The 26,924-nt window shown below is 34.9% G+C and carries 24 protein-coding genes and 1 tRNA gene; 7 read left to right on the plus strand and 18 right to left on the minus strand.

Annotation, left to right across the window (positions count from 1 at the left end; translation table 11 throughout):
* Window positions 1–41 precede the first annotated feature (41 nt).
* Genes CLAN_RS05005 through CLAN_RS05025 form a run of 5 tightly spaced genes read right to left on the minus strand, consistent with a single transcriptional unit; the run spans window position 42 to window position 4,486 of the window.
* A complete protein-coding gene (locus tag CLAN_RS05005) occupies window positions 42–1,172 on the minus strand; it encodes a hypothetical protein (RefSeq protein ID WP_100590737.1) in 1,131 nt (376 codons plus the stop codon).
* Window positions 1,173–1,175: 3 nt separating this feature from the next.
* On the minus strand, window positions 1,176–1,736 hold the full coding sequence (locus CLAN_RS05010) for a DedA family protein (RefSeq protein ID WP_096021365.1): 561 nt from the start codon (window positions 1,734–1,736) through the stop codon (window positions 1,176–1,178).
* Window positions 1,736–2,362, minus strand: coding sequence for a lipid-binding SYLF domain-containing protein (locus CLAN_RS05015; protein ID WP_100590738.1), 627 nt, complete (start codon window positions 2,360–2,362; stop codon window positions 1,736–1,738). The genes CLAN_RS05010 and CLAN_RS05015 overlap by 1 nt, the downstream gene beginning before the upstream one ends.
* Window positions 2,363–2,370: 8 nt before the next feature.
* The gene (rny, locus tag CLAN_RS05020) at window positions 2,371–3,927 is read right to left on the minus strand and encodes a ribonuclease Y (protein WP_096027855.1); all 1,557 of its coding nucleotides are present in this window, start codon (window positions 3,925–3,927) and stop codon (window positions 2,371–2,373) included.
* Window positions 3,857–4,486: a 5-formyltetrahydrofolate cyclo-ligase gene (locus CLAN_RS05025; protein WP_232045867.1), complete on the minus strand. Its 630-nt coding sequence runs from the start codon at window positions 4,484–4,486 to the stop codon at window positions 3,857–3,859. Before CLAN_RS05025 ends, rny begins: the two co-directional genes overlap by 71 nt.
* Window positions 4,487–4,543: 57 nt before the next feature.
* Here CLAN_RS05025 and CLAN_RS05030 point away from each other — a divergent pair, with 57 nt between their 5' ends.
* The 5 genes from CLAN_RS05030 to CLAN_RS05055 all read left to right on the plus strand — a co-directional run bounded on the left by CLAN_RS05030 (window position 4,544) and on the right by CLAN_RS05055 (window position 11,162).
* Window positions 4,544–5,092 (plus strand): TlpA family protein disulfide reductase, encoded by a 549-nt coding sequence (locus tag CLAN_RS05030; RefSeq protein WP_167368938.1) that lies wholly within the window; start codon window positions 4,544–4,546, stop codon window positions 5,090–5,092.
* Complete coding sequence (gene ftsY, locus CLAN_RS05035; protein ID WP_096014486.1) at window positions 5,092–5,958, plus strand: signal recognition particle-docking protein FtsY; 867 nt, start codon at window positions 5,092–5,094, stop codon at window positions 5,956–5,958. Before CLAN_RS05030 ends, ftsY begins: the two co-directional genes overlap by 1 nt.
* 1 nt (window position 5,959) lies before the next feature.
* Window positions 5,960–7,300, plus strand: coding sequence for a DNA repair protein RadA (radA, locus tag CLAN_RS05040; protein WP_100590740.1), 1,341 nt, complete (start codon window positions 5,960–5,962; stop codon window positions 7,298–7,300).
* A 52-nt stretch (window positions 7,301–7,352) separates the two neighbouring features.
* A tRNA-Leu gene (locus tag CLAN_RS05045) sits at window positions 7,353–7,439 on the plus strand.
* 363 nt (window positions 7,440–7,802) lie between these two features.
* The gene (locus CLAN_RS05055) at window positions 7,803–11,162 is read left to right on the plus strand and encodes an autotransporter domain-containing protein (RefSeq protein ID WP_100590742.1); all 3,360 of its coding nucleotides are present in this window, start codon (window positions 7,803–7,805) and stop codon (window positions 11,160–11,162) included.
* Window positions 11,163–11,702: 540 nt separating this feature from the next.
* Here the strand turns inward: CLAN_RS05055 and CLAN_RS05060 are convergent.
* The 10 genes from CLAN_RS05060 to CLAN_RS05105 form a co-directional block, all read right to left on the minus strand.
* Window positions 11,703–11,981, minus strand: a complete 279-nt coding sequence (locus tag CLAN_RS05060) for a GIY-YIG nuclease family protein (protein ID WP_147525234.1) — start codon at window positions 11,979–11,981, stop codon at window positions 11,703–11,705.
* 335 nt (window positions 11,982–12,316) lie between these two features.
* Complete coding sequence (locus tag CLAN_RS05065) at window positions 12,317–12,514, minus strand: hypothetical protein (RefSeq protein WP_096029907.1); 198 nt, start codon at window positions 12,512–12,514, stop codon at window positions 12,317–12,319.
* A gap of 85 nt (window positions 12,515–12,599) precedes the next feature.
* A complete protein-coding gene (gene luxS, locus CLAN_RS05070; RefSeq protein WP_086226162.1) occupies window positions 12,600–13,103 on the minus strand; it encodes an S-ribosylhomocysteine lyase in 504 nt (167 codons plus the stop codon).
* Window positions 13,104–13,142: 39 nt separating this feature from the next.
* Window positions 13,143–13,631: a flavodoxin FldA gene (gene fldA, locus CLAN_RS05075; RefSeq protein WP_086224686.1), complete on the minus strand. Its 489-nt coding sequence runs from the start codon at window positions 13,629–13,631 to the stop codon at window positions 13,143–13,145.
* 2 nt (window positions 13,632–13,633) lie between these two features.
* Complete coding sequence (locus CLAN_RS05080) at window positions 13,634–13,945, minus strand: DUF2325 domain-containing protein (RefSeq protein ID WP_086226164.1); 312 nt, start codon at window positions 13,943–13,945, stop codon at window positions 13,634–13,636.
* Window positions 13,946–14,191: 246 nt separating this feature from the next.
* Window positions 14,192–15,037 carry a 1-aminocyclopropane-1-carboxylate deaminase gene (locus CLAN_RS05085; protein WP_100590744.1) on the minus strand — a complete coding sequence of 282 codons (846 nt, stop codon included), beginning with the start codon at window positions 15,035–15,037 and terminating at the stop codon, window positions 14,192–14,194.
* Between the two features lies 1 nt (window position 15,038).
* Entirely contained in the window at window positions 15,039–16,013 is a 975-nt protein-coding gene (locus CLAN_RS05090; protein WP_100590745.1) for an OmpA family protein, read from the minus strand.
* The gene (locus tag CLAN_RS05095) at window positions 16,013–17,383 is read right to left on the minus strand and encodes a MotA/TolQ/ExbB proton channel family protein (protein WP_096016620.1); all 1,371 of its coding nucleotides are present in this window, start codon (window positions 17,381–17,383) and stop codon (window positions 16,013–16,015) included. Before CLAN_RS05095 ends, CLAN_RS05090 begins: the two co-directional genes overlap by 1 nt.
* Window positions 17,384–17,473: 90 nt before the next feature.
* Window positions 17,474–18,538, minus strand: coding sequence for a class II fructose-bisphosphate aldolase (fbaA, locus tag CLAN_RS05100; protein ID WP_096017081.1), 1,065 nt, complete (start codon window positions 18,536–18,538; stop codon window positions 17,474–17,476).
* Between the two features lie 12 nt (window positions 18,539–18,550).
* On the minus strand, window positions 18,551–19,363 hold the full coding sequence (locus tag CLAN_RS05105) for a peptidylprolyl isomerase (protein WP_100590746.1): 813 nt from the start codon (window positions 19,361–19,363) through the stop codon (window positions 18,551–18,553).
* 109 nt (window positions 19,364–19,472) lie between these two features.
* Between CLAN_RS05105 and nth the strand changes: the two genes are divergently transcribed.
* Window positions 19,473–20,096 carry an endonuclease III gene (gene nth / locus CLAN_RS05110; RefSeq protein WP_096015376.1) on the plus strand — a complete coding sequence of 208 codons (624 nt, stop codon included), beginning with the start codon at window positions 19,473–19,475 and terminating at the stop codon, window positions 20,094–20,096.
* On the opposite strand, the gene CLAN_RS05115 is transcribed toward nth, so the two are convergent.
* From CLAN_RS05115 to ispG, 3 genes are all read right to left on the minus strand, one after another.
* Window positions 20,086–22,104: a motility associated factor glycosyltransferase family protein gene (locus tag CLAN_RS05115; protein ID WP_100590747.1), complete on the minus strand. Its 2,019-nt coding sequence runs from the start codon at window positions 22,102–22,104 to the stop codon at window positions 20,086–20,088. The genes nth and CLAN_RS05115 overlap by 11 nt on opposite strands.
* Before the next feature lie 225 nt (window positions 22,105–22,329).
* Window positions 22,330–23,718, minus strand: coding sequence for a replicative DNA helicase (locus CLAN_RS05120; RefSeq protein WP_415270430.1), 1,389 nt, complete (start codon window positions 23,716–23,718; stop codon window positions 22,330–22,332).
* 1 nt (window position 23,719) lies between these two features.
* Window positions 23,720–24,781, minus strand: a complete 1,062-nt coding sequence (gene ispG, locus CLAN_RS05125; protein WP_100591054.1) for a flavodoxin-dependent (E)-4-hydroxy-3-methylbut-2-enyl-diphosphate synthase — start codon at window positions 24,779–24,781, stop codon at window positions 23,720–23,722.
* A 98-nt stretch (window positions 24,782–24,879) separates the two neighbouring features.
* On the opposite strand from ispG, the gene CLAN_RS05130 reads away from it, so the two are divergent.
* Complete coding sequence (locus tag CLAN_RS05130; protein WP_100590749.1) at window positions 24,880–26,814, plus strand: LTA synthase family protein; 1,935 nt, start codon at window positions 24,880–24,882, stop codon at window positions 26,812–26,814.
* The last annotated feature ends 110 nt before the right edge of the window (window positions 26,815–26,924 follow it).

Consider the following 26,924-nt stretch of genomic DNA (forward strand, 5'->3'; position numbering starts at 1 on the left):
GCTTAAATAATGGGTGGTATTTTAAAAAAGTTGATTTTTTTTTAAAATTCTTCTAAAATATCACTAAATTTGACTGAATTGTTAAAAATTAGCTCACTGTTTTGTGGGTTTGATTTAAATTTAGATATATAACCTTGATTGAGCGGTATAAGAATTCCATTATTGATTAAAAATTTCTCATATATTGATATAAATTCAAGATTAATTAAGCTAGAAATTGATTTGTAAGCTATGATTTCTCCATCCAAATTTAAGCTTTTAAAACTATTTTCAGGATTTATCAATAAATTTAATTTAAGCTCTAAAAGATCATTTATACTAAGATTATCAATAATTAACATTGGTTGATTTATATCATTATTGGTTTTGATGTCAAAATTTTTATAGCTGTTTGGGTCTATATTTTTTAAGCGAATTTGAGAATTTATATCTTTTAGGATTGCTCCATTTATTATTATAGATTTTGCTGATAAATTTGTATTGATATCTGTGAGATTTGTGCTGGTGGTTTGGGCGTTGAGATTGATACCCTTAGCTGTGATATTGATAAAATTTATATTTGTGTTTAAATTTTTAATATTTAGTTTTAGATTATTTGAGCTATACAGATTAAGGTCGCTAAAGCTCACTCCATCGGTGTATTTGATATCAAATTTAATTCCATCAACCTTAGAGCTGATATCGCCCAATTTCAACTTGGCTTTATCTAATTTAGCCTTTATCAAATAAATTTTCTCAAAATCCATTTTAGCTTCGATATAGGTATCAAACAACTCTAAAAAGCTGTGATTTTCTATAAATTTAATTGGCGATATATCGGCTTTAAGATTGATATTTTGGCTATTTATTGGGATATTGAGCCTGAATTTGGCTAGGTGCTTTTGGCTAAAATCATCAATATTTCCGATCATTTCAATACCATTAAATATAGAAATAGCACTATGTTTGCTAAGAATATTTAAATTTAGATTAAAATCCTTATAGATGAGATCGAAATTTAAATTTGTAGAAAAGATGGAGTTAGTTTTGGTAATTTTATCTATTTTAAATTCTCTATTTTTAAGAGTGGTTATCACTAAATTTATTATATGATTTGAGTATATGTAGGCATATCCATGCAATCCAGATAGTAAAATTAAAAAAAATAGAATTAAAAATAGAAATTTTCTCATCCATTATCGCTTTTTGGTAGCCCAGCTAAAATACAACCATATAAGAGCCAATAAAACAAATAAAAATAGCGGAATAATATAGCTTTTATCGCCAAAATACAGAGCCAACTGAGATATAAACTCACCAGCATAATAGCTAAGCAACCCGAGGCTAACTGCCCATATAATAGCACAAATAGCGTTTATGATAGCGAATTTAACTAAGCTATATTTGGTTAATCCTATGGCGAGTGGGACTAGGGTTTTTAATCCGTAAATATATTTTTTAATAAAAATAATCTTATCGCCATATTTTTTAAATAGAATTTGAGCTAGGGCTAATTTTCTTTTATGCGATTTGAAATATGGCATTACCGAGCTTTTATTATACCTACCCATATATACCAAAATCATATCGCCGATGAAATTTGCCACTGCGGCAATAGCTATAGATAGGCTTAAGCTCATACTACCTTCAAAGCTAAGCAACCCAGCACCTATGATAGCGATCATTCCACCACCTAAGCTATATAAAAATAGTATTAAATATCCATAAGTAGAGAGATTTGTCAATATATCTTGCATTATCTTATCACCGATATAGCCTGTATTAACTGCTTATAACCATATGAATTTGGATCGACTTTAATCTTATCATCGACAGTTATCACAGATCCGCCTAAGTTTGCCCCAGCAAAAAAGCCACTATTATTAGTAAATACATATATATCGCTAAGGCCGATATCGCTCATAGTTCCGATATTTGCACTATGATCCATAAAGCTAACTGATGTGCTAGCATTTAATGTAAATTTATTATCGTAAATATCTTTTATTATCCCTCTATTCATTAGATACATTACAATAAAATTATTCTCATATCCTACTTGCAATCCGATAGTCGCACCACCTAGCCTTACTGGCACCACGCTCCAAACGCTATTTTGGTGATATGTAATTCTATCATCTATAAACTCATTTGTGTTCTCATCGCGCACTATCATCACACCACGACCGACAGTTGCTCCTAGGATAAAACCGGCTTTGACAAATGTAGGAAATACTATAATAGCAGATGCGTTTGTGATAATTGATGGTGAAATTTTGTTTGTTCTATTTACGATATTATAGGCATTTGAGCTATCTAAAAGTCTCTCATCACCACCATACAAACCTAAACTAAGAAAAATCAGCCAGATAATCTTTCTCATTTTTACCCCTATTTTGCGTATTCTACAGCTCTTACTTCTCGTATTACATTGACTTTGATTTCGCCCGGATATTGCATTTTGCTCTCTATCTCTTCAGCAATCTCTTTAGCTAAAAGCACCGCTTCATCATCATTGACTAACTCCGCATTAGCAATAACCCTAATCTCACGACCCGCATTTATAGCGTAGGCGTTTTTGATTCCTTCTTTTGAATTTGCGATATTTTCTATCTCTTCAACTCTTTTTAAGAAACTCTCAAGCACCTCTCTTCTAGCTCCAGGGCGTGCCGCAGACAAGGCATCAGCAGCACAAACTGCTGCGCACTCTACGCTTAAGGCTTCTTCATGTCCGTGATGAGCATAAATAGCATTGATTACAACCGGATGCTCCTTGTATCGCTTACAAATTTCAGCCCCTAAATCCACATGGCTACCTTGGTATTCGTGCGTTAAGGCTTTGCCAATATCGTGTAAAATACCAGCTCTAATAGCTAGCTTCTCATCTCCGCCAGTTTCAGCTGCGATAATACCTGCTAGGTGAGCGACTTCTAGGCTATGAGCTAAGGCATTTTGACCATAACTAGCTCTAAATTTCATCTTGCCTATCAATTTGACAATTTCAGGATGAACCTTTGTAATTCCTAAATCAATCAAGATATTTTCGCCCTCTTCTAAGATACTAGCTTCAAATTCTTCGCAAACTTTTTGATGGATTTCTTCTATTCTAGCAGGTTGAATTCTCCCATCTTCAACCAAAAGCTCAATAACCCTTGTAGCGATAGCTCGGCGATAGAGATTAAAGCTAGAAAGCACGATAGCATGGGGCGTATCATCGATTATGATATCCACGCCAAGCACCATTTCAAGAGTTTTGATATTTCGCCCTTCTTTGCCGATGATGCGACCTTTTAACTCATCATTTTTGATATCAACTACATTAATCAATCTCTCAGCAGCAAACTCCCCAGCAAATCTACTAGTGGCTTGAGCTAAGATATAATTTGCCTTTTTCTTAGCTTCTCTTTTTGCCTCTTCTTCGTATTTTCTAACGATATGAGCGATATCGGCACGGCTTTTCTCTTCAACTTTTTTTAAGACCAAATCCCTAGCCTCTTCTTGAGTTAAACCAGCTATACGCTCCATAGTTTTTAGCACTTCATCTATCTTTGTTTGATAGTTGTTTTTTAAGCTCAAACCCTCTTCATACAAAGCTTTAGCTATATTTTGACTCTGTTCTAAATCGCTTTTAGCATTGTTTAAACTCTCTTTTTCAAAGAGCAAATTTTGCTCTTTTTTGCTTATTTCATCAAATTTTTGGTTATACTCTTTTTGAAGTTTGCTGCCCTTTTCTTCATATCTTTTTTTAGCTTCAAATTCAGCCTCACTCACCTTAACTCTAGCATCTTTAAGCACACTTTCGGCTTCAAATTCAATAGCTTTGGCTTTGGCTTTGGCCTGTTCTACTAGTATAGTATAATTGGCGTCATTTATCTTTTTAGATATTAGCCATCCACCGCCAGCTCCGAAAATCAAACCTCCTAGCCCTATTAACGACATCTCTATCATAACATACCTTTTTTATATATTTTTTAGTAGGCGTGATATAAAAGTCAGCACAAATATCATGCTTATCACAAATTTTATCATCAATATACATATCTTTTATACTCACAAACACAACAACCGGCCTATAACCTAGATTAGCAAAAAACCTATCATAAAATCCAGCTCCATGCCCTACTCTAGCCATTTTTGTATCCATTGCGATAACTGGTACGATAGCCATATCTATATCTTTTTTATAAGCATTTGAATCCATAGCTTCTCTAATACCAAATTTAGACACAAAAAAGGGTAATCGCAATTTTACCATTTTTAAACTTTTATCTACCATAAATGGGACAAATATTGTGCAATTTTTTGATATTTTTCGCCTAAGTTTTATCAAATTTGGCTCTGTTGCCATCGGAATGAAAATAAGCAAATTCTTAACTTTATATAGCTTAATAAGCTTTAAAATATCAAAATTTAATCTATTTTTATAGCAACTAGCAAGTCGCTTGGACTCTTTTTTTAAAGCTGTTTTAGCTATTTTTCTATATTTTTCTTTATCAAATTTAATCATAATATTAATCTTTATTTAGTATAATTTTGGCATTTTACCAAAAAATTAGGAAATATGATGAATTTCAAAATCTTTTTTATAGCAATTTTGATAGCTATATTCGCAGGCTGTGATAGCACTTCAAGCTCAAATCAAGAGCAATCTAGCTCACCTTCAGTGATCCAAAATGACTACTCAAAACCATTTACCTTAAAATTAAACGATGGTAGCGAGCTAAAAATGCAAAAAAAAGATAATGGATATGATATCGATATCAAAGATAAAGCGGTATTTTTAAATTTCTTTGCGACTTGGTGTCCGCCTTGTAAAGTTGAAATCCCTTATCTCACCACACTTCAAGAGAAATACCAAGACAAACTCCAAATAATCGGCATCTCAATTGATGAATTAAGCCTAGAACAAGCCAATGAATTCAAAGAGCTATTAAACATCAATTACCCGCTAGCCTACTCAAACGCAAATCAATATCTCATCTCATCTCTTGGCGGCGTTGTCGGAATTCCATTTAGTATCTTATATCATCCAAATGGCAAATTCGCCGCATCTTATAATGGATTAGTGCCGATTGAGATGCTTGAAAATGATATTAAAAAGGTGATTAAATAATGTTTAGTTTTCTTAAAAAAGGCTTAGAAAAGACCCTTAACACCTTCAAATCATCCAAGCCAAAAGATAAAAAAATAACCAAAGATATCCTAGAAGAGCTACTATTAGAAGCCGATGTGCCTTATGAGATCGCTCAAGAGATTATCTACTATCTACCGCCTAGAGATATTGTAGATAGGGCCGATCTAGCTAGAGTTATGCAAACATATTTTATGTATGATAATGAAAGTGTAGAAGCAAAGCCATTTGTAATGATGATTTTAGGGGTTAATGGCGCTGGCAAGACAACCACAATAGCAAAATTAGCAAATTTATTTAAATCCAACTCAAAAAGCGTAATTTTAGGCGCTAGTGATACATTTAGAGCTGGGGCAATCGAGCAACTACGCCAATGGGCTAATAAGCTTGAACTCCCTATAATCGCATCAAATCAAGGCCACGACCCAGCCGCTGTGGCTTATGATACCATTAGCTCTGCTGTGGCTAAAGGCATTGATTATGCGATTATCGATACAGCTGGAAGACTGCAAAATCAAAAGAATTTAGCTAGCGAATTAGAGAAAATTTCTAGAATTAGCCATAAAGCCCTAGATGGCGCCCCACATCAAAAAATTCTAATATTAGATGGCACCCAAGGTAGCGCTGGAGTCGCTCAAGCTAAGGCTTTTAATGAGATTATAAAGGTTAATGGAGTTATCATAACCAAGCTAGATGGCACGGCTAAGGGTGGTGCGCTCTTTGGGATCGCTAGGGAGCTTGAGTTGCCTATTTTATACATCGGTGTTGGCGAGAGCAAAGATGATCTTATTAAATTTGATCCAAAAGAGTTTGTAGATACTATCTGCGATGCTATATTTTTAGACTAAAATGGCAAAATCAAAAACTATCTTTGAGTGCGAAGCCTGTGGCAATCAACAGAGCAAATGGATGGGCAAATGCCCGCAATGCGGAGCGTGGGAGAGCTTTATCGAGCTTAGTAGCGAACAGATAAAAGTCAGCCAAGAGCTAGCCAAACTATCCAAAACCACCAAAAACGCCACCCCCATATCTCAAATTCAAATAGAACAAATCAAACGCATATCAACCAAAGATGATGAGCTAGACCTTGTCTTAGGTGGTGGCATAGTGAGTGGCTCACTTGTACTTATCGGTGGAAGCCCTGGAATAGGCAAATCCACCCTACTACTCAAAATCGCTTCAAATTTGGCAAACACCAACCAAAAAGTTCTATATGTAAGCGGAGAAGAGAGCACGAGCCAAATCAAGCTAAGAGCCGATAGATTAAACGCAAATAGCGATAATCTATTTTTATTAACAGAGATTGATCTCTCATCTATATTAGCCCAACTGGCTAAAAATCGTTATGATACCATCATCATAGACTCTATCCAAACCCTATATAGTGACAAGATCAGCTCAGCACCCGGCTCAATTTCACAAGTTAGAGAGATCACCTTTGAGCTTATGCGACTAGCCAAAAAAGAGGATATAGCTATATTTATCATCGGCCATATAACCAAAGAAGGCTCCATCGCTGGACCTAGAATTTTAGAGCATATGGTTGATGTGGTGCTATATTTTGAAGGCGATAGTAGCAAAGAACTTCGCATATTAAGAGGGATAAAAAACCGCTTTGGCACCACAAGCGAAGTTGGAATATTCGAGATGCGTAGCAACGGCCTAATAAGTGCCAAAGATATTAGCAATAAATTTTTTACCCGTGGCAATGCCGTTAGCGGATCAGCCATCACAGTTACAATGGAAGGAAGTCGTGCCCTAGTAGTCGAAATCCAAGCCCTAGTCTGTGAAAGCAACTACCCCAAAAGAAGCTCAACCGGCTTTGACAAAAATCGCTTAGATATGATATTAGCACTTTTGGAGCGTAAATTAGAAATCCCTCTTGGCCATTACGATGTATTTATCAATGTAACTGGCGGTGTCAAGATCAATGAAACCGCTTGCGATTTAGCCGTGGTAGCTGCGATAATATCTAGCTTTCGTAATCGCCCCATATCTAAAGAGAGCATATTTATCGGAGAGCTTAGCTTAAATGGCGAAATAAGGGAGATTTTCAATCTTGACGCAAGACTAAAAGAAGCCGTATTTCAAAAATTCAAAAATGCCATCACCCCAAACAAACCGCTAGAAAACTACCCTATAAAAACATTCGTAGCCAAAGAAATAACCCAAGTTTTAGAGTGGATGTAGCTAAATTTATAATATTTTAATCTAAATTTAGCTATAATTTTGCTATTTTTAAGCCTGAGTGGTGAAACTGGTAGACGCGCTAGACTCAAAATCTAGTAGGGGCAACCCTGTGTCGGTTCGAGTCCGACCTCAGGCACCATTGCTACATTTCAATACTTTTCTTAAACTTTCACAAATTGCTAAAATATCCATAAAAATATTAAAAACAAAAATCCAATCACAAAAATTCAAATCTATATTTTAAATTTAAATTTCCATATCTCATTTTATTTACTATCACCCATAAAATCAAATAAAAGATTTTAAATTCAAATAGAAAAAATTGTCTTTTAATACTTATCAAAAAATAAATTTTTTATATTTAATTTAAAAATAAGTAAATTTTTTATACAATTCCGCCTAAATTTTATCAAATAAGGAGAAAAAATGAAAGGCGCTATAGCTACTATAGTAGCAAATTCCGCTACTACCCCCCCCCTATTTTTTCTAAAAGGAGTGTAAAATGAATAACTCCAAAATCCTACTCTCATCAATTACAATTAGTATCTTATGCTCTGTCAATTTATCAGCTGCTTGCCCATATGGTACAGAAAGTGGCGGCAACACATGTACCATAAACAGCGGCGGAACAATAAATGATGGTCTCACCCCTTGGCATAATCCTGGTGGTGATTCTATTGGAAAAACCCTAATTATAGACAATGGAACTCGAATTACTCAAGGCAACCAAAAAAGCACATTTGCTGGTAGCGTAAGAGATGGGAAAGCTGATAACAATACACTAATAATATCTGGTGGGTCAGTGCTTGATGCATATTATATAGTTGGCGGGAAAGCTAATGTTCCTAATGCCACTAGCAGCACAAGTGGTAATAGCGTAACAATCTCTGGAGCAAATACACAAGTAACAAGCCGTAATATAATCGCTGGTGGCTGGACTGCTGGAGAAGGCACAGCAAATGAAAATAGCGTAACGATCAACGAAGGTGCCACAGTAAGTAGCAATGTTTATGCCGGAGAGTCACATACTGGTGAAGCATCAAAAAATAAGGTAATAATAGACTCAGCCACAGTAACTAATGGCCAAATCTTAGGCGGAAACATAGTAACTAACGGCATAGCCAATGAAAATAGCGTAGTGATCCGTGGCACTGCTGTGGTAACTGGTGATATCACAGGTGGCGGAAGTCAACATAGTAATAGTGGCCCGAGAGAGGCAAATAGTAACGAAGTAATCATAGATGGCACCGCCCAAATAAGAGGAACAATAACTGGTGGTGAAAGTTTTCACGCAGATGGCACAGCAAATTCCAATAAAATAACCATAGGCCAAAATGCCAATATATCACAAGTTACACAGATTACTGGCGCTACAAGCTCTCAAGGCACTGCAAATAATAACGAATTAAATATCGCTGGTAGTGTAAGTGCTAATACTAGTATAACTGGTGGTATCGGTCAAACTGACGCTAGTAATAATAATATATTAATCAGTGGAGATAGCGCTGGAGCAGTAATCGGTGGCCAAAGTGCCCAAGGCAGCGCAAATAACAACGACATTATCATCGGCGGAAATGCCACTGGCAATATAACTGGTAGTATCGGCCAAACCGGCGCTGATAATAACAACATAAGTGTAGGTGGTAGTGTAGATAGTAATGTAATCGGCGGCCAAAGTGCCCAAGGCACCGCAAATAACAACGATATAACCATCGGTGGAGATTCCACTGGCAATATAACTGGTGGTGAAGGTCAAACTGGCGCTAGTGATAATAATATTGCAATCAGTGGAGATAGCACCGGAGCAATAATCGGTGGCCAAAGCGAGGCCGGCAGCGCAACTAAAAACGATATAACCATCGGTGGAAATTCCACTGGCAATATAACTGGTGGTGATGGCCAAACTGGCGCTAGTGATAATAATATATTAATCAGTGGAAATAGCACCGGAGCAATAATCGGTGGCCAAAGCGATGCCGGTGCCGCAAATAAAAATGGTATTATCATCGGTGGTAGCGTAGGTGGTGATGTAATCGGTGGTATAGGTAACACTGATGCTGGTGATAACAATATAAACATAACTGGAAGCGTAACAGGCAATGTAACTGGTGGCCAAAGCGCCCAAGGCACCGCAAATAAAAACGATATAACCATCGGCGGAAGTGTAGGTGGTAATGTAACTGGTGGTGATGGTAAAACCGGTGCTGAAAACAATAATATAAGTGTCGCTGGTAGTGTAGGCGGTGATGTAATCGGTGGTAAAACTGAAAATGGTTCAGCTGGTAATAACATTATAAATATAGATGGTAATACCCAAGGAGATATCATCGGTGGTCAAACTAACGATACTAATGGCCAAACTAGTGGCAACCAAATAACTGCTAATGGCAATGTAGATGGTAATATCTATGGTGGTTATAATGAAGCAACACAAAAGGTTCAAGGTAGCAACAACACAATAACCCTATCAGGCGACCTTACTAAAGTAACTGGTAATATCCAAGTAGGTGATATCGCTAGTAATGGTGGTAGTGGAAATACCCTAAATATAAATACCAAAAACCCTGTAACCCTAGGAGGTAAAACCAATGGTGCTCAAAACATCAATATAGCAGTAGGCAATCTAGGTGCTGGTGATGCGGCTGTAACTATCGGCCCAAATGGCTCAATAGATGTAGGTGGCACTACTATTAGCGCTGAACTAAAAGTAAAAGATAACTTCAATCATGGTGATACGCTAAAACTATTTCAAACACAGGGCAATGCTAAAATCGAAGGCGAAGCAAATAGTGTAGATGTAACTGCCGTAAAAGGTGGTGCAGTAACCTATAAAGTAGAGATAGATAAAAGCGACCTTACCAAACCTGCTGAAGCAAAAATAACAGGCATAACACCTGAGACAAAAACTATAAGTGAAGGTCTAGTAGCTGGTGCGGCCACTATATCTATAGCTTCTGAAAATACCGCTGGTAAAGGTATAGAGTCTGCTGCTGCTTCTACTTATGTAAATATGGCTAATGCTGGTGCTGGAACTGCTGTGGTAGCTCCATTTGGCTCTTCAATGGGTGGATCAAGCAAGATAAAAACTGGCTCTTATGTCAGATCAACTGGTATTAGCCTAATAGTTGGTGCGGCTGCTGGTAAATATACTGATGATGGCAAACTAACTATAGGGCCTTTTATCGAAATGGGTAAAAACTGGTATAGCACATATAATGACTTTGGTAATGGCGAGATAAGAGGTGATGGTGATAGTAGATATATCGGTGCTGGTTTGCTAGCTAGATATGACTTTGGTAGCATTCTAAGCTCTAGACCATATGTAGAAGCCTCTTTTAGATATGGTAGAAACTACAATAGATATGAGAATATCCATATGAATGATGGCTTTGGAAATCATGCTAAATATCATATGAATACAAACTACATTGGCTATCATCTGGGTGCTGGATATGAGTTTAGAAAAGATGATAAAGCTATTGAGTTATATGCTAAATATCTATATACTCGCTTAGCTGGTGATGAGATAGAGATTATGCATATACCATATGTATTTGAAGCTGTCGAGTCTCATAGGCTACTAACTGGTAGTAGATATAAGCTAGATTTAGACCCTAAAGATAACTTCAAAATCACGCCTTATGCTGGGGTGGCTTTGGATTATGAGTTTGAAGGTAGTGGGGATGTGTATGCGGCTGGATTTGCTGTGGATTCACCTACGCTAAGAGGTGCATCTACTATGCTAGAAGCTGGTGTAACTATCGATAACAATAAAGGCTTTAGTGTAGATCTAGGTGCCTTTGGACATATGGGAAAACGCCAAGGTATCAATGGTATAGCAAATGTTAAATTTGAATTCTAATCTATAATTTGAGTTTTAATCCATTTTAATCTTTAAAAGCCCTTTGGGTTTTTAAAGGTTTTTTAAATTCTTTAAATTATCTAGAATTCTGGGTTTGTTTAATCTAGAATTCTAGGATTTATTAATTTAGCATATTTATTGCTTATATTTCTTTGAAATATATTAAAATAAATTTAGTAATGACAAATATTATTTAAAATTGGCCCATCTAAAAAAATTAGAATTCCAAAAATATATTAGAGTATTTTGGTTTTGAAATTGCCTTTTGATAAAGTCTATAAATGATAGCAAGATTATTAGTTGAGATATGTCAAAGCTTTGCTAAAAGGCTAGAATTCTTTGTGATCAAATAAAATCCTGTTAGCACAGAAAGATTTATAGAAAAAATCGCTAATTTAGATAACAAAAAAACTACAAAAGTTAAACAAATAATTAAAACTATGTTTAGTTAATAGTTTTTATCCTAATATTTTATATTTTACTATGAGGTGGTATGGTGGGCTAGAATTAAAATAATTTTAAATTCTAGCTTGAGAGTGTTTAATTGTCGTTATATCCAAACTCTGTGCGAGTTAATAAAACTTCTTTCCAAAAGCTTTCTCTATTTCTTATTATTTCATCATCTACGCTAGATTTAAAAATCTCTAAAATTGAATATTTAAAGTTTTCTTTTATATACTCAAAATCTAGCGGCTTTAAAAGCTTATTGCCGCCATGCCCATTTGCTATATAGTTATGCCAACGCCCAAGTAGCATATCATTGCCATATGCTGAGCCAACATATTTTTTTCCAGTTTTGGTATCTACTACTAGGTACACAGCTTTTTGATTTTCCAAGGCTGTTTTCCAAGCGGTTGTTTTGATGAGAGATTCTAGCTCGCTCCAAGTTACATTGACACTATCATAGCCTGGGAATTCTACTTTTAAAACCTCTCTTTTGAACTCTAAAACCTCTAAATTATCTAGGCATGTTTCAAGATTTGGGTAGCTTTGGCGGAAATCTTTTTTGAAGCCAACTACGAGCTTACCTATAAATTCAGCGCTGATATCGGTTAGCCTTGTGTTGTATTTGTGATACTCTTTGCCATTTTGCGTTACTATGCCAGAAGTGCCTAAACTCTCATAAATGCCTACAAATAGCCATTCATCTTTTTTTAAATAGCAAAAAGAAAGTATATATTTTCGTTCAAAGTTTTTTGGGTTTGGAGGTCTTGATCGTCGTTGAATTTTCCATTTAAAAATATTTTTAGAGGTAGTTTGGCGTCTTTGCTATCCCCTCCCCCAATCGCAAAATGCGCTTTAAAATCTTTTTGATTTTCGGCCAAAAATGGCAATAAATTTGATAATTTCATTTGCTTCTTTTAAGTTTGATTTTGTATTTAAGCTTCATCTCCGTTTAGATGCCTATCTAAAAAGAGATGAATGTGAAATTAGAGATTACTTAATTTTATTAAGATCTAATTTTATAGCTTCATTATCAATGTGGCTGATGGTTGAATTTAAGATATTTTGTGCTATCTCTTTGGCTTCATCTAGTGAGTGCATTTTGTATGTTCCACATTGAAATTTATTTAATTCCGGGATATCGCTTTGGCTTTTTACAGATAGGATATCATTCATAGATAGTCGCCAAGCTTCTATAACATCATCTATTTTAGGTGTTCCGATGAGACTCATATAAAATCCGGTTCTACAACCCATCGGCGATATATCTATGATTTCAACACTATTTGAATTTAGATGATCTCTCATAAAACCCGCAAAAAGATGCTCTAGCGTGTGAATCCCACGCTCCGGCAAGATATCTACATTTGGCTTACAAAATCTCAAATCAAAAACACTGATATCATCGCCTTTTGGGGTTTTCATCACCTTAGCAAGTCTAACGCCTGGGGCGTTCATAATAGTATGATCTACGCAAAAACTATCAAGTAATGGCATATTATTTCCTTTATAATTTTTGCGTAATTGTATCAAAAATTAGCTAAAATTTGCTCTGATTTGGTCGCACCAATTTGAAATTCTAGAATCAACTTCATCGCCATAATTATCAAAATCAAGCGCCAAGCCCACAAATCCGCCATCTCTAGCTGCTCTTGACTCTTTAAAATCATATTTTGGAGCCTCTGTAGCACCTACGATATTTGCGCCTAATTCTGTGCATTTTTCAAACAAAATACCCAAAGCATCGCAATATGTATCATCATAGCTAGAGCTATCGCCAACGCCAAATAAAGCAACTGTTTTGCCACTTAAGTTTAGCTCAGAAAAGTCAAAAGCATCCATATCATCTTGTAAATCACCGCTTCCCCAAGTTGATGAGCCGATTATTAATTTATCAAATCCATTGATCTCATCTGCTGAAGTCTCAGATATATTTAAAACTGTATCGATGCCTAAATTTGCTGCGATTTTATTCGCTGCTTCTTCTGCGTTTCCCATTGAACTACCAAAAATTACTGCTGTCATATTTACCTTTCACATTTAAATTCACGATCTAAGCCAAAAACTTTACAATATTCGCAATACACACAACTCACGCTTCTTTTAGCGCAAACTAGCTTGATATTGCGTTTTTTGGCTTGAGTTTTTATCTTTTTCATCGTGTTATGATTTAAAAAACTAGTTAGCATTACAACGCATTCTACCTCTTGAGGTATGGGCTTGCGATTTACTCTATTTTCGTTTCTTGCATCCCAATGCTCTATCTTGCTAACGCCTAAACCTTGTAAAACTGCCCTAATCGGTGCTATCTCATCTGCGCCTATTACTAATACTGACATTTTTTGCCTTTATAATATTTTGATAATTGTTATTATAAAAAAACTATCATAAATTTAAGCTTATTTTGATTTTAATTATCAAAAATATTTTAGCAAAGGCTTGATTTTACACCTTTTAAATCTTTAAATTTCAATTTTTTTACAATTATAATTGATAAAAATTATCAATTATATTAGATTATTCCTCCTTATTTTAGCTTATTTAATTAAGAGATTATATCAAAAATAAAATAACTAAATATAAACTCACATATCAAATTTACGCCTATATCTATCCAAAAGCGTGATATTGCCCAGCATTCCGCCTTGATGGATATAGAGAATTTCGCCTTTAAATATATCTAAATTCGCCATCAAAGTAAGCCACCCAACCCCATCATACAATAGCTCAAACTCCACACCACAGCTATCTAAAAGCTCTTTATATATCGCATAAATTTCAGCATAAATTTTACCAAAATGATATTTTTTGGGCGGATTTAGGATATTAACCTTGCTAAATGGATCAAGTGATAAAATCTCTCTTTTAAGATAGTCGCTATCACCTACACAAGGCGTTGTCCAAACCGCCATATCATCTAAATTTTTTGCCAAAAATGCCGCACTACACCCTGTCCCGCTAGGCAAAAATATATCAAATTTTATGCCATTTTTTTTGGCAAAATCCATAATTATCTTAGCTTGCTCTTTAAATCCAAGCTCGGCTTCGCTCATCGCTACGCCCTCTGGGATAAAGATATCTTGGCTATATTTACACTCATTTTTTGCTGATTGAGAGGGATTATCGCTAAGGTGGATCTCCATACCATTTTTTAATGCTGCGGCGTAGTTTCCGCAAGGATTTTTAAGCAAAAAATCACAAATATGATGAGTGAAATATAGAAATTTAACCCCACGCATCTTGGCTAAAACGCTTATGGAGTACATAGCATTTGACTGACTTGAGCCGTGTGAGATAAATCTATTTATAGGATTTAAATTCAAAAAATAGGCAAGCTTTCTAGCTTTATTGCCATTAAATTCGCCTCTTATCAGATCATCTCTTAAAATCCAAAATCTACGCCCTTTAAAATATATCGGCTCAATTTTCACACTAATTCAAAACCTGTTCAATAAAGTATTGAGAGTCTTTTAAATCAAATTTAATCTTAACTCTAAAGCTGGCTACAGGGTCTTCTACACCATCTTTTAATACTATTTCGCTATTGCTTTTACCAACTGCGATGAGATATTTGCTTAAATTTGAGTCTTTGTAGGTTGCGTAGGCAAATTTCATAATCTCTAAGGCTCTTTTTTGTGATAATTCTAGATTATGTAGATATCCTCCATCACTATCTGTGTGGCATTCGATAATGATTTTATCAATATTTTTAGCGATATCTGGCGAGAGAATATAATCGAAATATACCTTAAAAATTCGCCTTAAATCAAATTTAGCATCATCTCTAATAGCTGTGGAATTAATATTAAAAATCTTAGCCGCACTCATGGTAACTTCGGCATTTTTGGGATCTATTTTGGCTATAGAGCCTAATTTGCTTTGTAGAGAGATTCCTATATTTTCTCTGATTTTAGTGTAGGTTTCTAGGCTTTGTTTCGTAGATTGTAGATCTTTTTGAAGTATCTCTATCTCGCTATCTTTTTGTTCTATTTCGATTTTTAGATTACTGATTTGCTCATCTTGAGTATAGATTTGAGTTATCAATTCATCGTTTTTTAGGCTAATAACATCTAAGCTACTATTTATGGTGGTTGTGGATTTGGCTAGTTCTTGATTTAAATTTTTATAAAGCTTATCCAAAGTAGCGGCGTCGGGGTTTGCTTTGAGCTTATTTACAAATTCATTTATACTATCGTGTTTGTTTTTTAGCTCTTTATTAGCAGCGTTTAAAGAGGTGATATTTTCGTTTAAATCCTTTTGTAGATATAGAAGTTCAGAAGCAAAGATAGAGTATCTTACTACCACGACTCCAACTACTAGCACAAATAGAAAAAACAGCCCCGTCATCAACCCAGCAAAGCTTAGCCAAAAGCTGGATTTTTCATCATTTGATATATCAATTTTCATTAATCATTCTTCTCATTGACGGTTTTATTCTCGTCTTGGCTATTTTCAATAGATTTTGATAGAGATTCATAATCGCTATTTTCTAGCTTTTCAAGGGCGATATTTGCTTCGTTATCGATCTCTTGAATGCTTTTTTTCAGCTCTTCTACGATAGCTGAGCTATTGTCCTTAGTAGTGCTCTCTTCATCAAAAACATATCTAAATGCCTGCATTCCATCTATCATAGCTACCTTAAATCCATCAAGAGCGAGTTGCTGTTTTTCAAGTATATTGATACTAAATTCCTCTAATGAGCGCTCAAATTTACTAATATTCATACCCAAATCATTGACACTTTTATCGAGTCTTGCTACACGCTCATCGCTGATACTTTGTAATCTTGTATAGTTTTCGCTCCATTTAATTTGTAGCTCTTTTATATTGCTATTAAATAAATTTAAAACATTGATAATTTCTGCGTGAATTTTAATCATATCTTTTTGATCTCTTTGAGATTTAATAAGCATTCCCATTGTCTGTTTGATATGCTCACTGCTTACTTTGACGGCGTCTTCTTCTGTTTTGAGAAGTTTGGTGAAATTATCAAATTTTCTCTCTATAACATTATCTAACTCTTTAAAAAACTCCTGTTTGCTAACATAATCAAATATCACGCCAATTTTTTCAAAGCTACCTAAGGTCTCTTGCATATATCTTTGCTGTATCTCTTCTGAAGTCCAAAAAAATGGTATTGTGGCGTTTTTTTGTCTGGCGATTAGCTTTTCAAATCTACTAATACCAAATCTCTCAAAAAATATCCACCAAAGAGCCAAAAATATACCATAAGCACAGATATAAAACGAACTTCCAATCCCTGCAAATAGCTTTGTAATCTCACCTTCTAAAGCTAAAATATCAGCCGAGCTAAGCGTTGGCATAGATATAGCAATGCTTATAAATGTCCCAAACACCCCAAGCATAGGGAATACCCCAGTTGCTACAGAGGCGTAATTGTCATTTCTAACATCTTTTGAATATTTCAAAGCAAATTGATCGAAGCTACCATTGGATTTTCTATCTTTGCCAATTGTAAGAAGGGTTTTGATAATGTAGTTTTTTAGCTCTTTTTTAAATAGATCCTTTTTTTGCTCAAACAAACAGCACCCAAGCTCAGCACTATGCCTAGCAAAAATCAACGCAATCACAAGCATAACTCCCATAATCACGACAATATCAAGTCCCATATCAAGCTTAATAACTCCAAAATAACAGAGCAAGCAAGCCACATAAATCAAAACTGGCAATAAAACTATCTTAAAATATACTAATTTACTCTGCCTATTTCCATCTTCTGGTAGAGATATCTCGCCTAGTTCGCTCTCTTTTTCCATCTAAACTTCCTTTTAATTTACACTAATCTTAACCATCAAAAATAGCTAAGATTAATGAAATTTAGCCAAAGATATCTTTGGCTAAATAGTTTAATTTTTATTCATACAATTGAGATTTTCGTAAGCTTCTAATAGCCTTTTTACCATACTTTCTTCGCCGTATCTTAGCCATTTTCTAGGATCATAATACTTCTTGTTTGGCTTATCACTACCTTCTGGATTGCCAATTTGGCCTTGTAAATAGCTATGATTTTTCGCTTCATATTCACGCACACCATCCCAAAAAGCCCATTGAGTATCAGTATCGATATTCATCTTAATCACGCCATAGCTCACAGCTGCTTTGATATCAGCAAGCTCACTACCGCTACCGCCATGAAATACGAAATTTACTGGTTTATTGTCAGTTGTGTTGAATTTGGCCTTGATATACTCTTGAGAATTTTTTAATATCTCTGGTCTAAGCACGACATTACCAGGTTTATAGACTCCATGGACATTACCAAAACTAGCAGCAATGCTAAATTTATCACTTATAGCCCCAAGAGTTTCATAAGCTAAGGCTACATCTTCGGGTTGAGTGTATAAAAGTGCATTATCTACATTTGTGTTATCCACTCCATCTTCTTCTCCACCTGTTACGCCAAGCTCTATTTCAAGTGCAATTCCAAGGCTACTTAAACTCTTTAAATACTCTTGGCAAGTTGCGATATTTTCATCCAAAGGCTCTTCGCTAAGATCAAGCATATGAGAGCTAAATAGCGGCACACCGCAATTTTTGATATTTTCACGACTAGCTTGGATCAAAGCATCTATCCATGGCAATAGCTTTCTAGCGGCGTGATCAGTGTGTAAAATCACAGCAACACCATAAGCTTGTGCCAATAAATGGACATGCTTAGCCCCTGCTATCGCACCTAAAACATCGCTATTTGGGCATGATTTACCAGCGTAATAGCTTGCTCCACCATTGCTAAATTGTATAATTACAGGTGAATTTGCTATTTTGGCTGCTTCCATAACGGCATTTACAGAGTGGCTTCCTACGACATTAACCGCCGGAATAGCAAAGCCCTCGCTCTTAGCATAATCATATAATTTGCTAAGGTCATCACCCCAAACTACTCCAGGTTTTACGATATCCATTACTCCCATATCATACCCCTATTATTTGTATTCTATCTTTGCGCCTTGTCTTAACTTATCCATTTTATCTTGCATTACACCTCTGAATTTTTCAGCTCTTAACTGCTCTTCAATGTTGTTTTTAACCTTATCGTAAGCTACTGTGGTTTTAGCTTTTGAATCCTCTTTTAAGATTACATGATAGCCAAATTCGCTTTTAACTGGTTTTATAGTAATTGCTCCATTTTTTAAGCCAAAAGCAGCCTTGCTAAATGCTGGCACCATTCTTGACTCATCAAACCAACCTAGCTCACCACCATTAGCAGCACTTCCTCTATCTATTGATTTAGTTTTAGCTAATTCACTAAATTTAGATGTCAAAGCATCACCTTTTAGCCCTTTTAATTGAGCGATTATATCTTCAGCTTCTTTTTGTGTTCCTACTAGGATATGTTTTGCTTTGACTTGTGCTGGGCTTACAAAAATTGTGTCTTTGTTTTTTTCATAAAATGCCTTTACATCAGCGTTTGATATTTTGATTTTTTTATATTCGTTTTGTGTCCATACATTTCTTAATACATTATCTTCGCTAAATTTCAAAGCATCTTTATACTCTTTTGTTTTATCTATTCCATCTTTTTTAGCTTGTTCTAGGATTAATTCGCCATTGATAGCCATCTCTATTAGCTGTTTTTTCATCTGCTCTGGGATTTTGTTAAAATCACTGCCGTGAGCACCTAATAAAGGAGCCAAATCTTCTTCTTTGATATCTTTACCATTTACACTAGCAAGCACCGCTGCGTTTAGACTCATACTAGCTGCTAAGCTAAGAGCTAGAAATAGACCTTTTTTCATCTCTTTTCCTTGTGTTAAATTTTTAAAATAAGTTGGGTATTATATCTTAAATTTGATTATATATTATTGAATTTAGATTATATTTTTTATATTTTGTTATAATTTTGAGATGAGAAGTAAAAGAGATATAGATAGGATTAAGGCTCTATTTTTAGAGCATTTTAGTGGTGCGAAGACGGAGCTACATTTTCGTAATTTATATGAGCTTTTAGTGGCTGTGATGCTATCAGCGCAATGTACTGATAAGAGAGTGAATTTGATAACTCCGGCGCTTTTTAGAGAGTATCCAGATATAAAAGCCTTGGCAAATGCTAATCTAATGAGCCTAAAACTCCTTATAAATAGTTGTAGTTTTTTTAATAACAAAGCTGTGAATTTAATCAAGATGGCAAATTCAGTTATGAGTGATTTTAATGGTGAAATTCCACTTGATGAAAAGAGCTTAGTCAAGCTAGCAGGCGTGGGACAAAAGACTGCTCATGTAGTATTGATAGAGTATCAAGAGGCAAATTTAATGGCTGTGGATACTCATGTTTTTAGGGTATCGCATAGGCTTGGGCTAAGCACTGCTAAAACCCCGCAAGCTACAGAGATAGATCTAGTAAAGGCATTTAAAACGAATTTAAACACACTTCATCAAGCTATGGTATTACATGGTCGCTACACTTGTAAAGCTATAAAGCCCAAATGCGATGAGTGCTTTTTAAAAGAGCTGTGTAGAGCTAAGATATAAGCTCTACATCCCAAGACTTAAGCGATTCGCTCATTGTATCCCTAGTCGCTTCCATCATACCAGCAAGGCTAAAGAAATAATACCCATGCTGTCTGACATACTCAAAAATTTTCTTATCTTTATCATTTTTATTATTCTCTGGTCGCACCATTAATTCACCAAATTCCATCTCTTGGTGTAGGCAAAAATTATTTGCTACATGGTAGTATCCAGCGTCAAATATCTCATCATTTTTTAGATTGTTTTTAAATCTATCAATTCTCTCTTTTAACTCATAAAATTTAGGATAATACGGCTCTTTACCACGCTCGATATCTCTATTAGCACTCTCTACGGCTTTACTAATCTTTTTAAATAGCTCTTCGCATAGCTTTTGCTTTTCTAAGCCATATTTGATAAAGCTCTCTATAAGCTCTTTTTGCGATTTTATCTTGGATTTGGCTGATTGTAGGCCAACTGGTTTAGGTATTATAATGCTTTTTGCAGTGTTCTCGGCTAAAATTTCATCTACTAACTCACTAAAAGGCTTTTCTATCATTCCGTGAATTCTAGCTCCGCCTTCTGTGGCGTTATATACTTTTACCTTATAATCATGATGAACTGGCTCCATCATAGACTCAAAATACCCACGAAAGAAATTCCAAACATCAGTGCTTTTAACCTCGCCTACTCCGCCATATGCGATAGCTGTTTGTGGTCTTTGTCTAGCATTTGGGTTTATGGTTATGGTGCCATCTTCTTTTATGTAGTTTTCAAACATATTCCCCTTAGCATGGCTAGCTCCATCTTTGCCAAATGCAAGGTCTTGACCGATAAATATAATTCTTTCGCATTTAAGTCTAAGAGCCATATCAAAAGCAAAGTGTGCCGAGCTAGGACCTCTAGACATAAATGGGATATCATCTTTTAATAAAAATTCAAATCTAATTGGCCTATGAGCGTAAGTGCGATTTCGCCCTTCTAAATTTTTGCTAGTTTGGGGATGAGTTAGAGATGCTGCCATAAATACTATATCATTATCAAATTCGCTTGGCTGGCTTTGAAAAAACTCACTAGTCTTCTCTACTCTCTCCATCGTAGTGACAAAATCAGGCTTAATACCATGTAGCTTTAAGACATGATAAGATGCATCTGGGATAAGGATTAATGCGTGTGGGGCAACCTTTTTTAAAAGCTCAATCTGTTTATTTAAACTAGGACCGGTAGATGCGATGATGGCGGTTTTATTTTTGCTAATATTAAGATCAATTATATCTTTTAGTTGTAAGCTACTATATACATTTGGTAAATTATATATAACATGCTTGATCCCTAGTAGATTATCATATGCGTCATTGCCGGAATTTAAGATAACTTTAGATGATGATTCTATGATTTTTTGGTTAATTTTTTGAGCTATATCGCCATAATTTTTCGCATAATAATCGCTATATATATGAAAATTATAATTTCTAATATTAGCTATAACCGCTTCAAAATGACAAATAAGCTCTATCTGCCCATCCCTAAAATAGCTTGGATGAGCCACAATAAATCTCTCATGAAATATATCAGCACCAAAATCACAAAGATTAAATGCGATAAATATAATCTCAATCTCTGGCTCAAATACAATGATCTTTTCATGAGTTTGATTTTGTAGCAATTTAGCATAGAAGTTACCATTACCAAGACCAAAGAAAAATAGCGATGGATAAAGAGCGTATTTGGCTTTAAACTCATCCAACATTGCCTTAGTATGTTCAGCTGGAGACTTGGCATAAATAGGCTCTTTTAGCTCTGTGTTAATGATATTTATATCCAAATTTGTCTTACCGGCAAATACATCAAATTTCCTATTAGTCTCTAAATCATAAACCGCCTTAGCTAATCTAAAATTTATAGCACTCAACGCTACAATATTTTTAGTAAAAATTGATGGTGTAGGCTCGCTTTTGATTCTTGCTTCTAGGATCTTTTGAAACTCTTGAAAATCCCTAGCTTCAATATCTTTATCATAATCTTGCATATATATCCTTTGCTTTTTTGTATTATACTAAATTTAATCTTAAGTATTCTAAGGATAGATTTAAGAAAACTAAATTTCAAAAGTTATTCACCGCTTTTTCACAATGTGAAAATCTCATCAAAATACCATAAATTCACACTTTAAGCTTAAAGTATTGATAAATTTGATTTATCTTATTTTAAGCATAATTGTGAATTTAAATAAAATTATGTGAATAAAGCGAATTTAACCTTCGAAAGTTACACTCTCTACGGGATAATTTTCATGTTTTTCTACAAAGCGGGTAAAGGTTGGCTGAAATACTAGCTCTATCGTGCCTGTTGGGCCATTTCTATTTTTACCGATTATTATCTCTGCGCTCTCTTCTAGCTTATTTTTTTTAAATTGCGATTTATACTCTTTGCCTTCTAGCTTGGCTTTTTGCTCTTTTTCTTTCTCTTCTTGTTCTAAATATACTTCATTTCTATATACAAAGAGTATAGTATCAGCGTCTTGTTCTATCGCTCCTGATTCTCTTAAATCGCTTAACATTGGTCGTTTGTTTGCTCTTGATTCTAAGCTTCTATTGAGCTGAGAAAGTGCCACGACAGGCAAATTTAACTCCCTAGCTAAGAGCTTTAATCCCCTTGAAATCTCTGCGATTTGCAAGTGCCTATCGCTATATGCTGATGAGTTTGTCATCAAACCTATATAATCTATTACGCATAATTTTATCTCTGGGTGTGAGCTTTTGAGCTTTCTCATTTGTGTTCTGACTTGATGGATTGTAGCGTTGCCACTATCATAGACAAAGAGCTTTTTCCCGCTCATTGCATCACAAGCGCTATTTAGCCTTTCTATCTCATCATTATCCATATCAGATGCCATGATATTTTGTAAAGCAATAGATGTTTTAGCACTTAGCATTCTTAGCATTAATTGAGTTGCTGGCATCTCTAAAGAGAAAAATACCACACCTAAATTCTGATCTAAAACCTTTTGGACTAAGTTCAAAACAAAAGCCGTCTTACCCATCCCCGGTCTAGCTGCGATCACTACTAAATCGCCATCTTTAAACCCTTTTGTCCTTTCATTTAATCCCCTAAATCCAGTATCCAATCCCACAACTTCATGATCTTTGGCTAATTTTTGTTTATTTAGCTCCTCAACTAGCTCAATTATAATATCTTTGGCATTTTTAACAACTCCATTGCTAGTGCCATCTACAAGTGCATAGATCTCACTACTAATATCATCTACCATATCACGGCCAAGCTTATTTTCATTTACCTTAGATGGAATTTGATTTGCTACTTTGACTAGCGATCTTTTGATTGAAAATTCTTTAAGTTCTGTGGCGTATTTTTTGATATCTAGGATTGAATTTGTAGTTAAAACGCTATTAAAAACCTCTTCATTAAATTTAATCCCCAAATGCTTTTTAACAAAGGCTATATCTACTGGATCATCACTATTTAAGCAACTTTGCATAGCTGCAAATATATCTTCATGAGCTTTTAAATAGAAATCTTTTGGGCTGATAATATCATAAATTTCACCCAAATTATCTTGCTCAAATAGTATCGCACTCAATATCGAGCGCTCCATATCCAAATCATATAAATTCGAGCTTATATTATCCATTTCTAGCCTTCAATTCATCATCAATCTCTTCTAAAAACCTATCTACCAATTGTGATTCAGGCAGTCTAGCTACCACCTCTCCATGACGCATTATAAGCCCATTTCCCTTGCCAAAAGCGATAGCCACATCGGCTCCTTTGGCCTCTCCAATAGCATTTACTATACAGCCCATTACGCTTATATTTAATGGTGCGGTTATGTGAGCGGTCTTCTCTTCTACTATCTTTATAGCGCTTACTAAATCGCTTTGGAGCCTACCACATGTAGGACATGAGATGATATTTAATCCACTTTTTTGGACTCCGCTATCTTGTAAAATTGCCTTAGCTACTCTAATCTCCTCTTCAAGCTCTCCTGTGATACTAACTCTCATAGTATCACCGATCCCCTCCATCAAAAGCCCACCAAGCGCTATAGCTGATTTTATCGTAGCGTGAAATGTCGTTCCAGCTTCTGTAACCCCTAAATGGAATGGATAATCCACCATTGGACGCAACGCTCTATATGCTGCCATTGTGTTTGCCGTATCACTGCTTTTTAAACTCACAGCAATATCTCTAAAATCAAAATCTTCTAAAAGCTTAATATTATACAAAGCACTCTCCACCATAGCTTTGACGCTTCTGCCATATTTTTGCTCAAACTGCTCTTCTAAGCTACCGCTATTTACACCAATTCTTATAGGCAAATTTCGCTCTTTACAAGCATTTACCACCTTTTTAATCTTCTCTTTACCACCGATATTACCCGGATTTATCCTAATAGCATCTACAAATTCAGCCACAGCCAAGGCATAAAGATGGTTAAAGTGTATATCAGCCACGATCGGCAGTGGGCTATCTTTTTTAACCTGCCTAAGCCCTTCTATATCATCTTTATTAAAGACAGCACACCGCACTATATCGCACCCCGCAAAATATAAGCGGTTAATCTGCTCTAAAGTACCAGCTACATCTCTTGTTTTAGAAAATGTCATTGACTGAACACTGATAGGAGCGTCGCCACCTATCTTTACACTGCCTACTTGAATTTGTCTTGTTTTGTATCTTTGCATTATCATCACTCAAATAAATTTTAAAGCCATAAGTCTATCTAAAATTTAATAAAAATATTGTAAAATACCAAATTAAAATAGCAAATTTAAGGAAATTAATGCGAAAAATCATAGCCCAAATTCTCATCTTTACAGCCATATATATGGCTATCTTTGCTCTTATGAGAGCGGTGATGCTATATAACCTAATTGAGCGTGATATTGATGATTGGGGGGGGGTATTTTGGCATGGGCTTGGGCATGATATGCGGACTTTTAGTGCTATATTTTTGCCTATATTTTTATGTGGATTTCTTAGCTATTTGGGTGGATTTATCAGATTAAATTTAGCCAAATTTTATCAAATTATCTCTAGCATTTATATAGCCATTGTGTCATTTATCGTGGCTATTTTCGCATTTATCAACTACTACTATTATCAAATTTATCAAAATAAGATTGATATGTTTATATTTGGGCTTAAAGATGATGATACCTTGGCTTTATTATCCATTATTTATAGAGATTATCCGGTGGTTTTGATAGTTATATCTGCGGTGGTTTTCGCTATTTTTTCTATATATTTAAATAAAAAAATTTTAAATCTCAAATTCCCTAAAAACACCAAACCGCTTTGGGTATTGATAATTTGTAATATCATCTTGATTTATGGATATATCGTTGCTTTAAGAGGACATGTAAGCTATAACGCACTTAGAGCCTCTACATATCAATTTAGCACATTTAAGCCATTTAATGAAATCTCTACTAATCCTATTATGGCACTATCTTGGGCGATAAAAGAGTATAAAAATCAAGCCAATTTCCCATCTGTAAAGATGAGTAGAATCAAAGAGTTTGAAAAGAGCTTATTTCCACTATTTAACACAACTTCTCAAAATCCAAATCACGCTAAAATGCATATACATTTTAACCTTATGGAGAGTTTTGGGCTTGGGTTATTACAAGAGGATGAGAGATTAGAAAAGCTTCTTTTAGGCTCATTATATAGCCATTTTCAAAGCGATTTTGTATTCAAAAGATTTTTGCCATCAACTAACGGGACAATAGATAGCTTAAATAGAATACTATTTCAAAGCCCTATAATCAATCTCACAAGTAGCAAATTTCAAAAGACTAAGCTACCTTTATCAGTTATTGATATCTATAAAAAAGCTGGCTATAGAGTGGTTTTTGCTTATGCGGGGAATTCTGCTTGGTATAATATAAATTACTTTTTAAAAGCTCAAGGCGTAGATGATATAGTAGATGAAACAATACTTATAAACCAATATCCAACCGCAAATACCTCTAAACACCCTTACGGAATCAAAGATGAGTATATGTATAATAAGATTTACGAGATCTTAGATAACGCCACAACCCCAACACTCATAATATCGCTTACCATATCTAATCACCCACCATATCTACACAATGACAAAAGCCAATTAAATTTAGATCTAAATAGCTCTGAGATTGATAGATATGCTACTGACTATAAAGCACTTTTGAGTGCCTATAAATATGCTAATAACGCCTTTGGAGAGTATCTAAACAATATCAAAAATAGTAAATTTAAAGATAATATCATAGTAGCTGCTTCAGGCGATCATGCTAATAGAGAGTATAAATTTGATTATAAAAATGAGATAGCTTTTGGGATTAGTGTGCCATTTTATCTATATATACCACAAAATTTACAAAATAATATCTATTATGACAAAGATAGAATCGGCTCGCACAAAGATATATTTCCAACTCTATACAATCTTAGTTTAAATGAGACAAAATACCTAAATATAGGTGGTAAAAATATGCTCTCTAAGCCTAGTGATGAGAGATTTGAGTTTGCTATGCATATAAATGTTTGGGCCGATAGTGATGGAATTTATCCAAATTTTAATAACTCTAAATATAAATTTCAAAACTCCCAAACGCTAAAAAACAGCGATGAAGCGTTTAAACCAAGCGATAATAAGGCTAAATTTCACAAGCTTTATGAAGATTATATCTATCACGCATTAGCTTTGCGACTTGGGCTTGTAGAGTAAATGGGCGTTGTAGGATTTAAAGAGTGATTGAATTTAAAGATTAAATTTAAAAGTGATAAATCTATTTAGATTAAATTCTAACTAAATTTTAAATAATTTAAGTTAAATAG

The sequence above is a fragment of the Campylobacter lanienae NCTC 13004 genome, from assembly GCF_002139935.1.
Taxonomy (GTDB): Bacteria; Campylobacterota; Campylobacteria; order Campylobacterales; family Campylobacteraceae; genus Campylobacter; species Campylobacter lanienae.

What these genes read in the sequence shown, in the direction of transcription:
- CLAN_RS05005 (WP_100590737.1), bottom strand. Translation starts at nt 1,172, where the DNA reads ATGAGAAAATTTCTATTTTTAATTCTATTTTTTTTAATTTTACTATCT.
- CLAN_RS05010 (WP_096021365.1), bottom strand. Translation starts at nt 1,736, where the DNA reads ATGCAAGATATATTGACAAATCTCTCTACTTATGGATATTTAATACTA.
- CLAN_RS05015 (WP_100590738.1), bottom strand. Translation starts at nt 2,362, where the DNA reads ATGAGAAAGATTATCTGGCTGATTTTTCTTAGTTTAGGTTTGTATGGT.
- rny (WP_096027855.1), bottom strand. Translation starts at nt 3,927, where the DNA reads ATGATAGAGATGTCGTTAATAGGGCTAGGAGGTTTGATTTTCGGAGCT.
- CLAN_RS05025 (WP_232045867.1), bottom strand. Translation starts at nt 4,486, where the DNA reads ATGATTAAATTTGATAAAGAAAAATATAGAAAAATAGCTAAAACAGCT.
- CLAN_RS05030 (WP_167368938.1), top strand. Translation starts at nt 4,544, where the DNA reads ATGAATTTCAAAATCTTTTTTATAGCAATTTTGATAGCTATATTCGCA.
- ftsY (WP_096014486.1), top strand. Translation starts at nt 5,092, where the DNA reads ATGTTTAGTTTTCTTAAAAAAGGCTTAGAAAAGACCCTTAACACCTTC.
- radA (WP_100590740.1), top strand. Translation starts at nt 5,960, where the DNA reads ATGGCAAAATCAAAAACTATCTTTGAGTGCGAAGCCTGTGGCAATCAA.
- CLAN_RS05055 (WP_100590742.1), top strand. Translation starts at nt 7,803, where the DNA reads ATGAATAACTCCAAAATCCTACTCTCATCAATTACAATTAGTATCTTA.
- CLAN_RS05065 (WP_096029907.1), bottom strand. Translation starts at nt 12,514, where the DNA reads ATGAAATTATCAAATTTATTGCCATTTTTGGCCGAAAATCAAAAAGAT.
- luxS (WP_086226162.1), bottom strand. Translation starts at nt 13,103, where the DNA reads ATGCCATTACTTGATAGTTTTTGCGTAGATCATACTATTATGAACGCC.
- fldA (WP_086224686.1), bottom strand. Translation starts at nt 13,631, where the DNA reads ATGACAGCAGTAATTTTTGGTAGTTCAATGGGAAACGCAGAAGAAGCA.
- CLAN_RS05080 (WP_086226164.1), bottom strand. Translation starts at nt 13,945, where the DNA reads ATGTCAGTATTAGTAATAGGCGCAGATGAGATAGCACCGATTAGGGCA.
- CLAN_RS05090 (WP_100590745.1), bottom strand. Translation starts at nt 16,013, where the DNA reads ATGAAAATTGATATATCAAATGATGAAAAATCCAGCTTTTGGCTAAGC.
- CLAN_RS05095 (WP_096016620.1), bottom strand. Translation starts at nt 17,383, where the DNA reads ATGGAAAAAGAGAGCGAACTAGGCGAGATATCTCTACCAGAAGATGGA.
- fbaA (WP_096017081.1), bottom strand. Translation starts at nt 18,538, where the DNA reads ATGGGAGTAATGGATATCGTAAAACCTGGAGTAGTTTGGGGTGATGAC.
- CLAN_RS05105 (WP_100590746.1), bottom strand. Translation starts at nt 19,363, where the DNA reads ATGAAAAAAGGTCTATTTCTAGCTCTTAGCTTAGCAGCTAGTATGAGT.
- nth (WP_096015376.1), top strand. Translation starts at nt 19,473, where the DNA reads ATGAGAAGTAAAAGAGATATAGATAGGATTAAGGCTCTATTTTTAGAG.
- CLAN_RS05115 (WP_100590747.1), bottom strand. Translation starts at nt 22,104, where the DNA reads ATGCAAGATTATGATAAAGATATTGAAGCTAGGGATTTTCAAGAGTTT.
- ispG (WP_100591054.1), bottom strand. Translation starts at nt 24,781, where the DNA reads ATGCAAAGATACAAAACAAGACAAATTCAAGTAGGCAGTGTAAAGATA.
- CLAN_RS05130 (WP_100590749.1), top strand. Translation starts at nt 24,880, where the DNA reads ATGCGAAAAATCATAGCCCAAATTCTCATCTTTACAGCCATATATATG.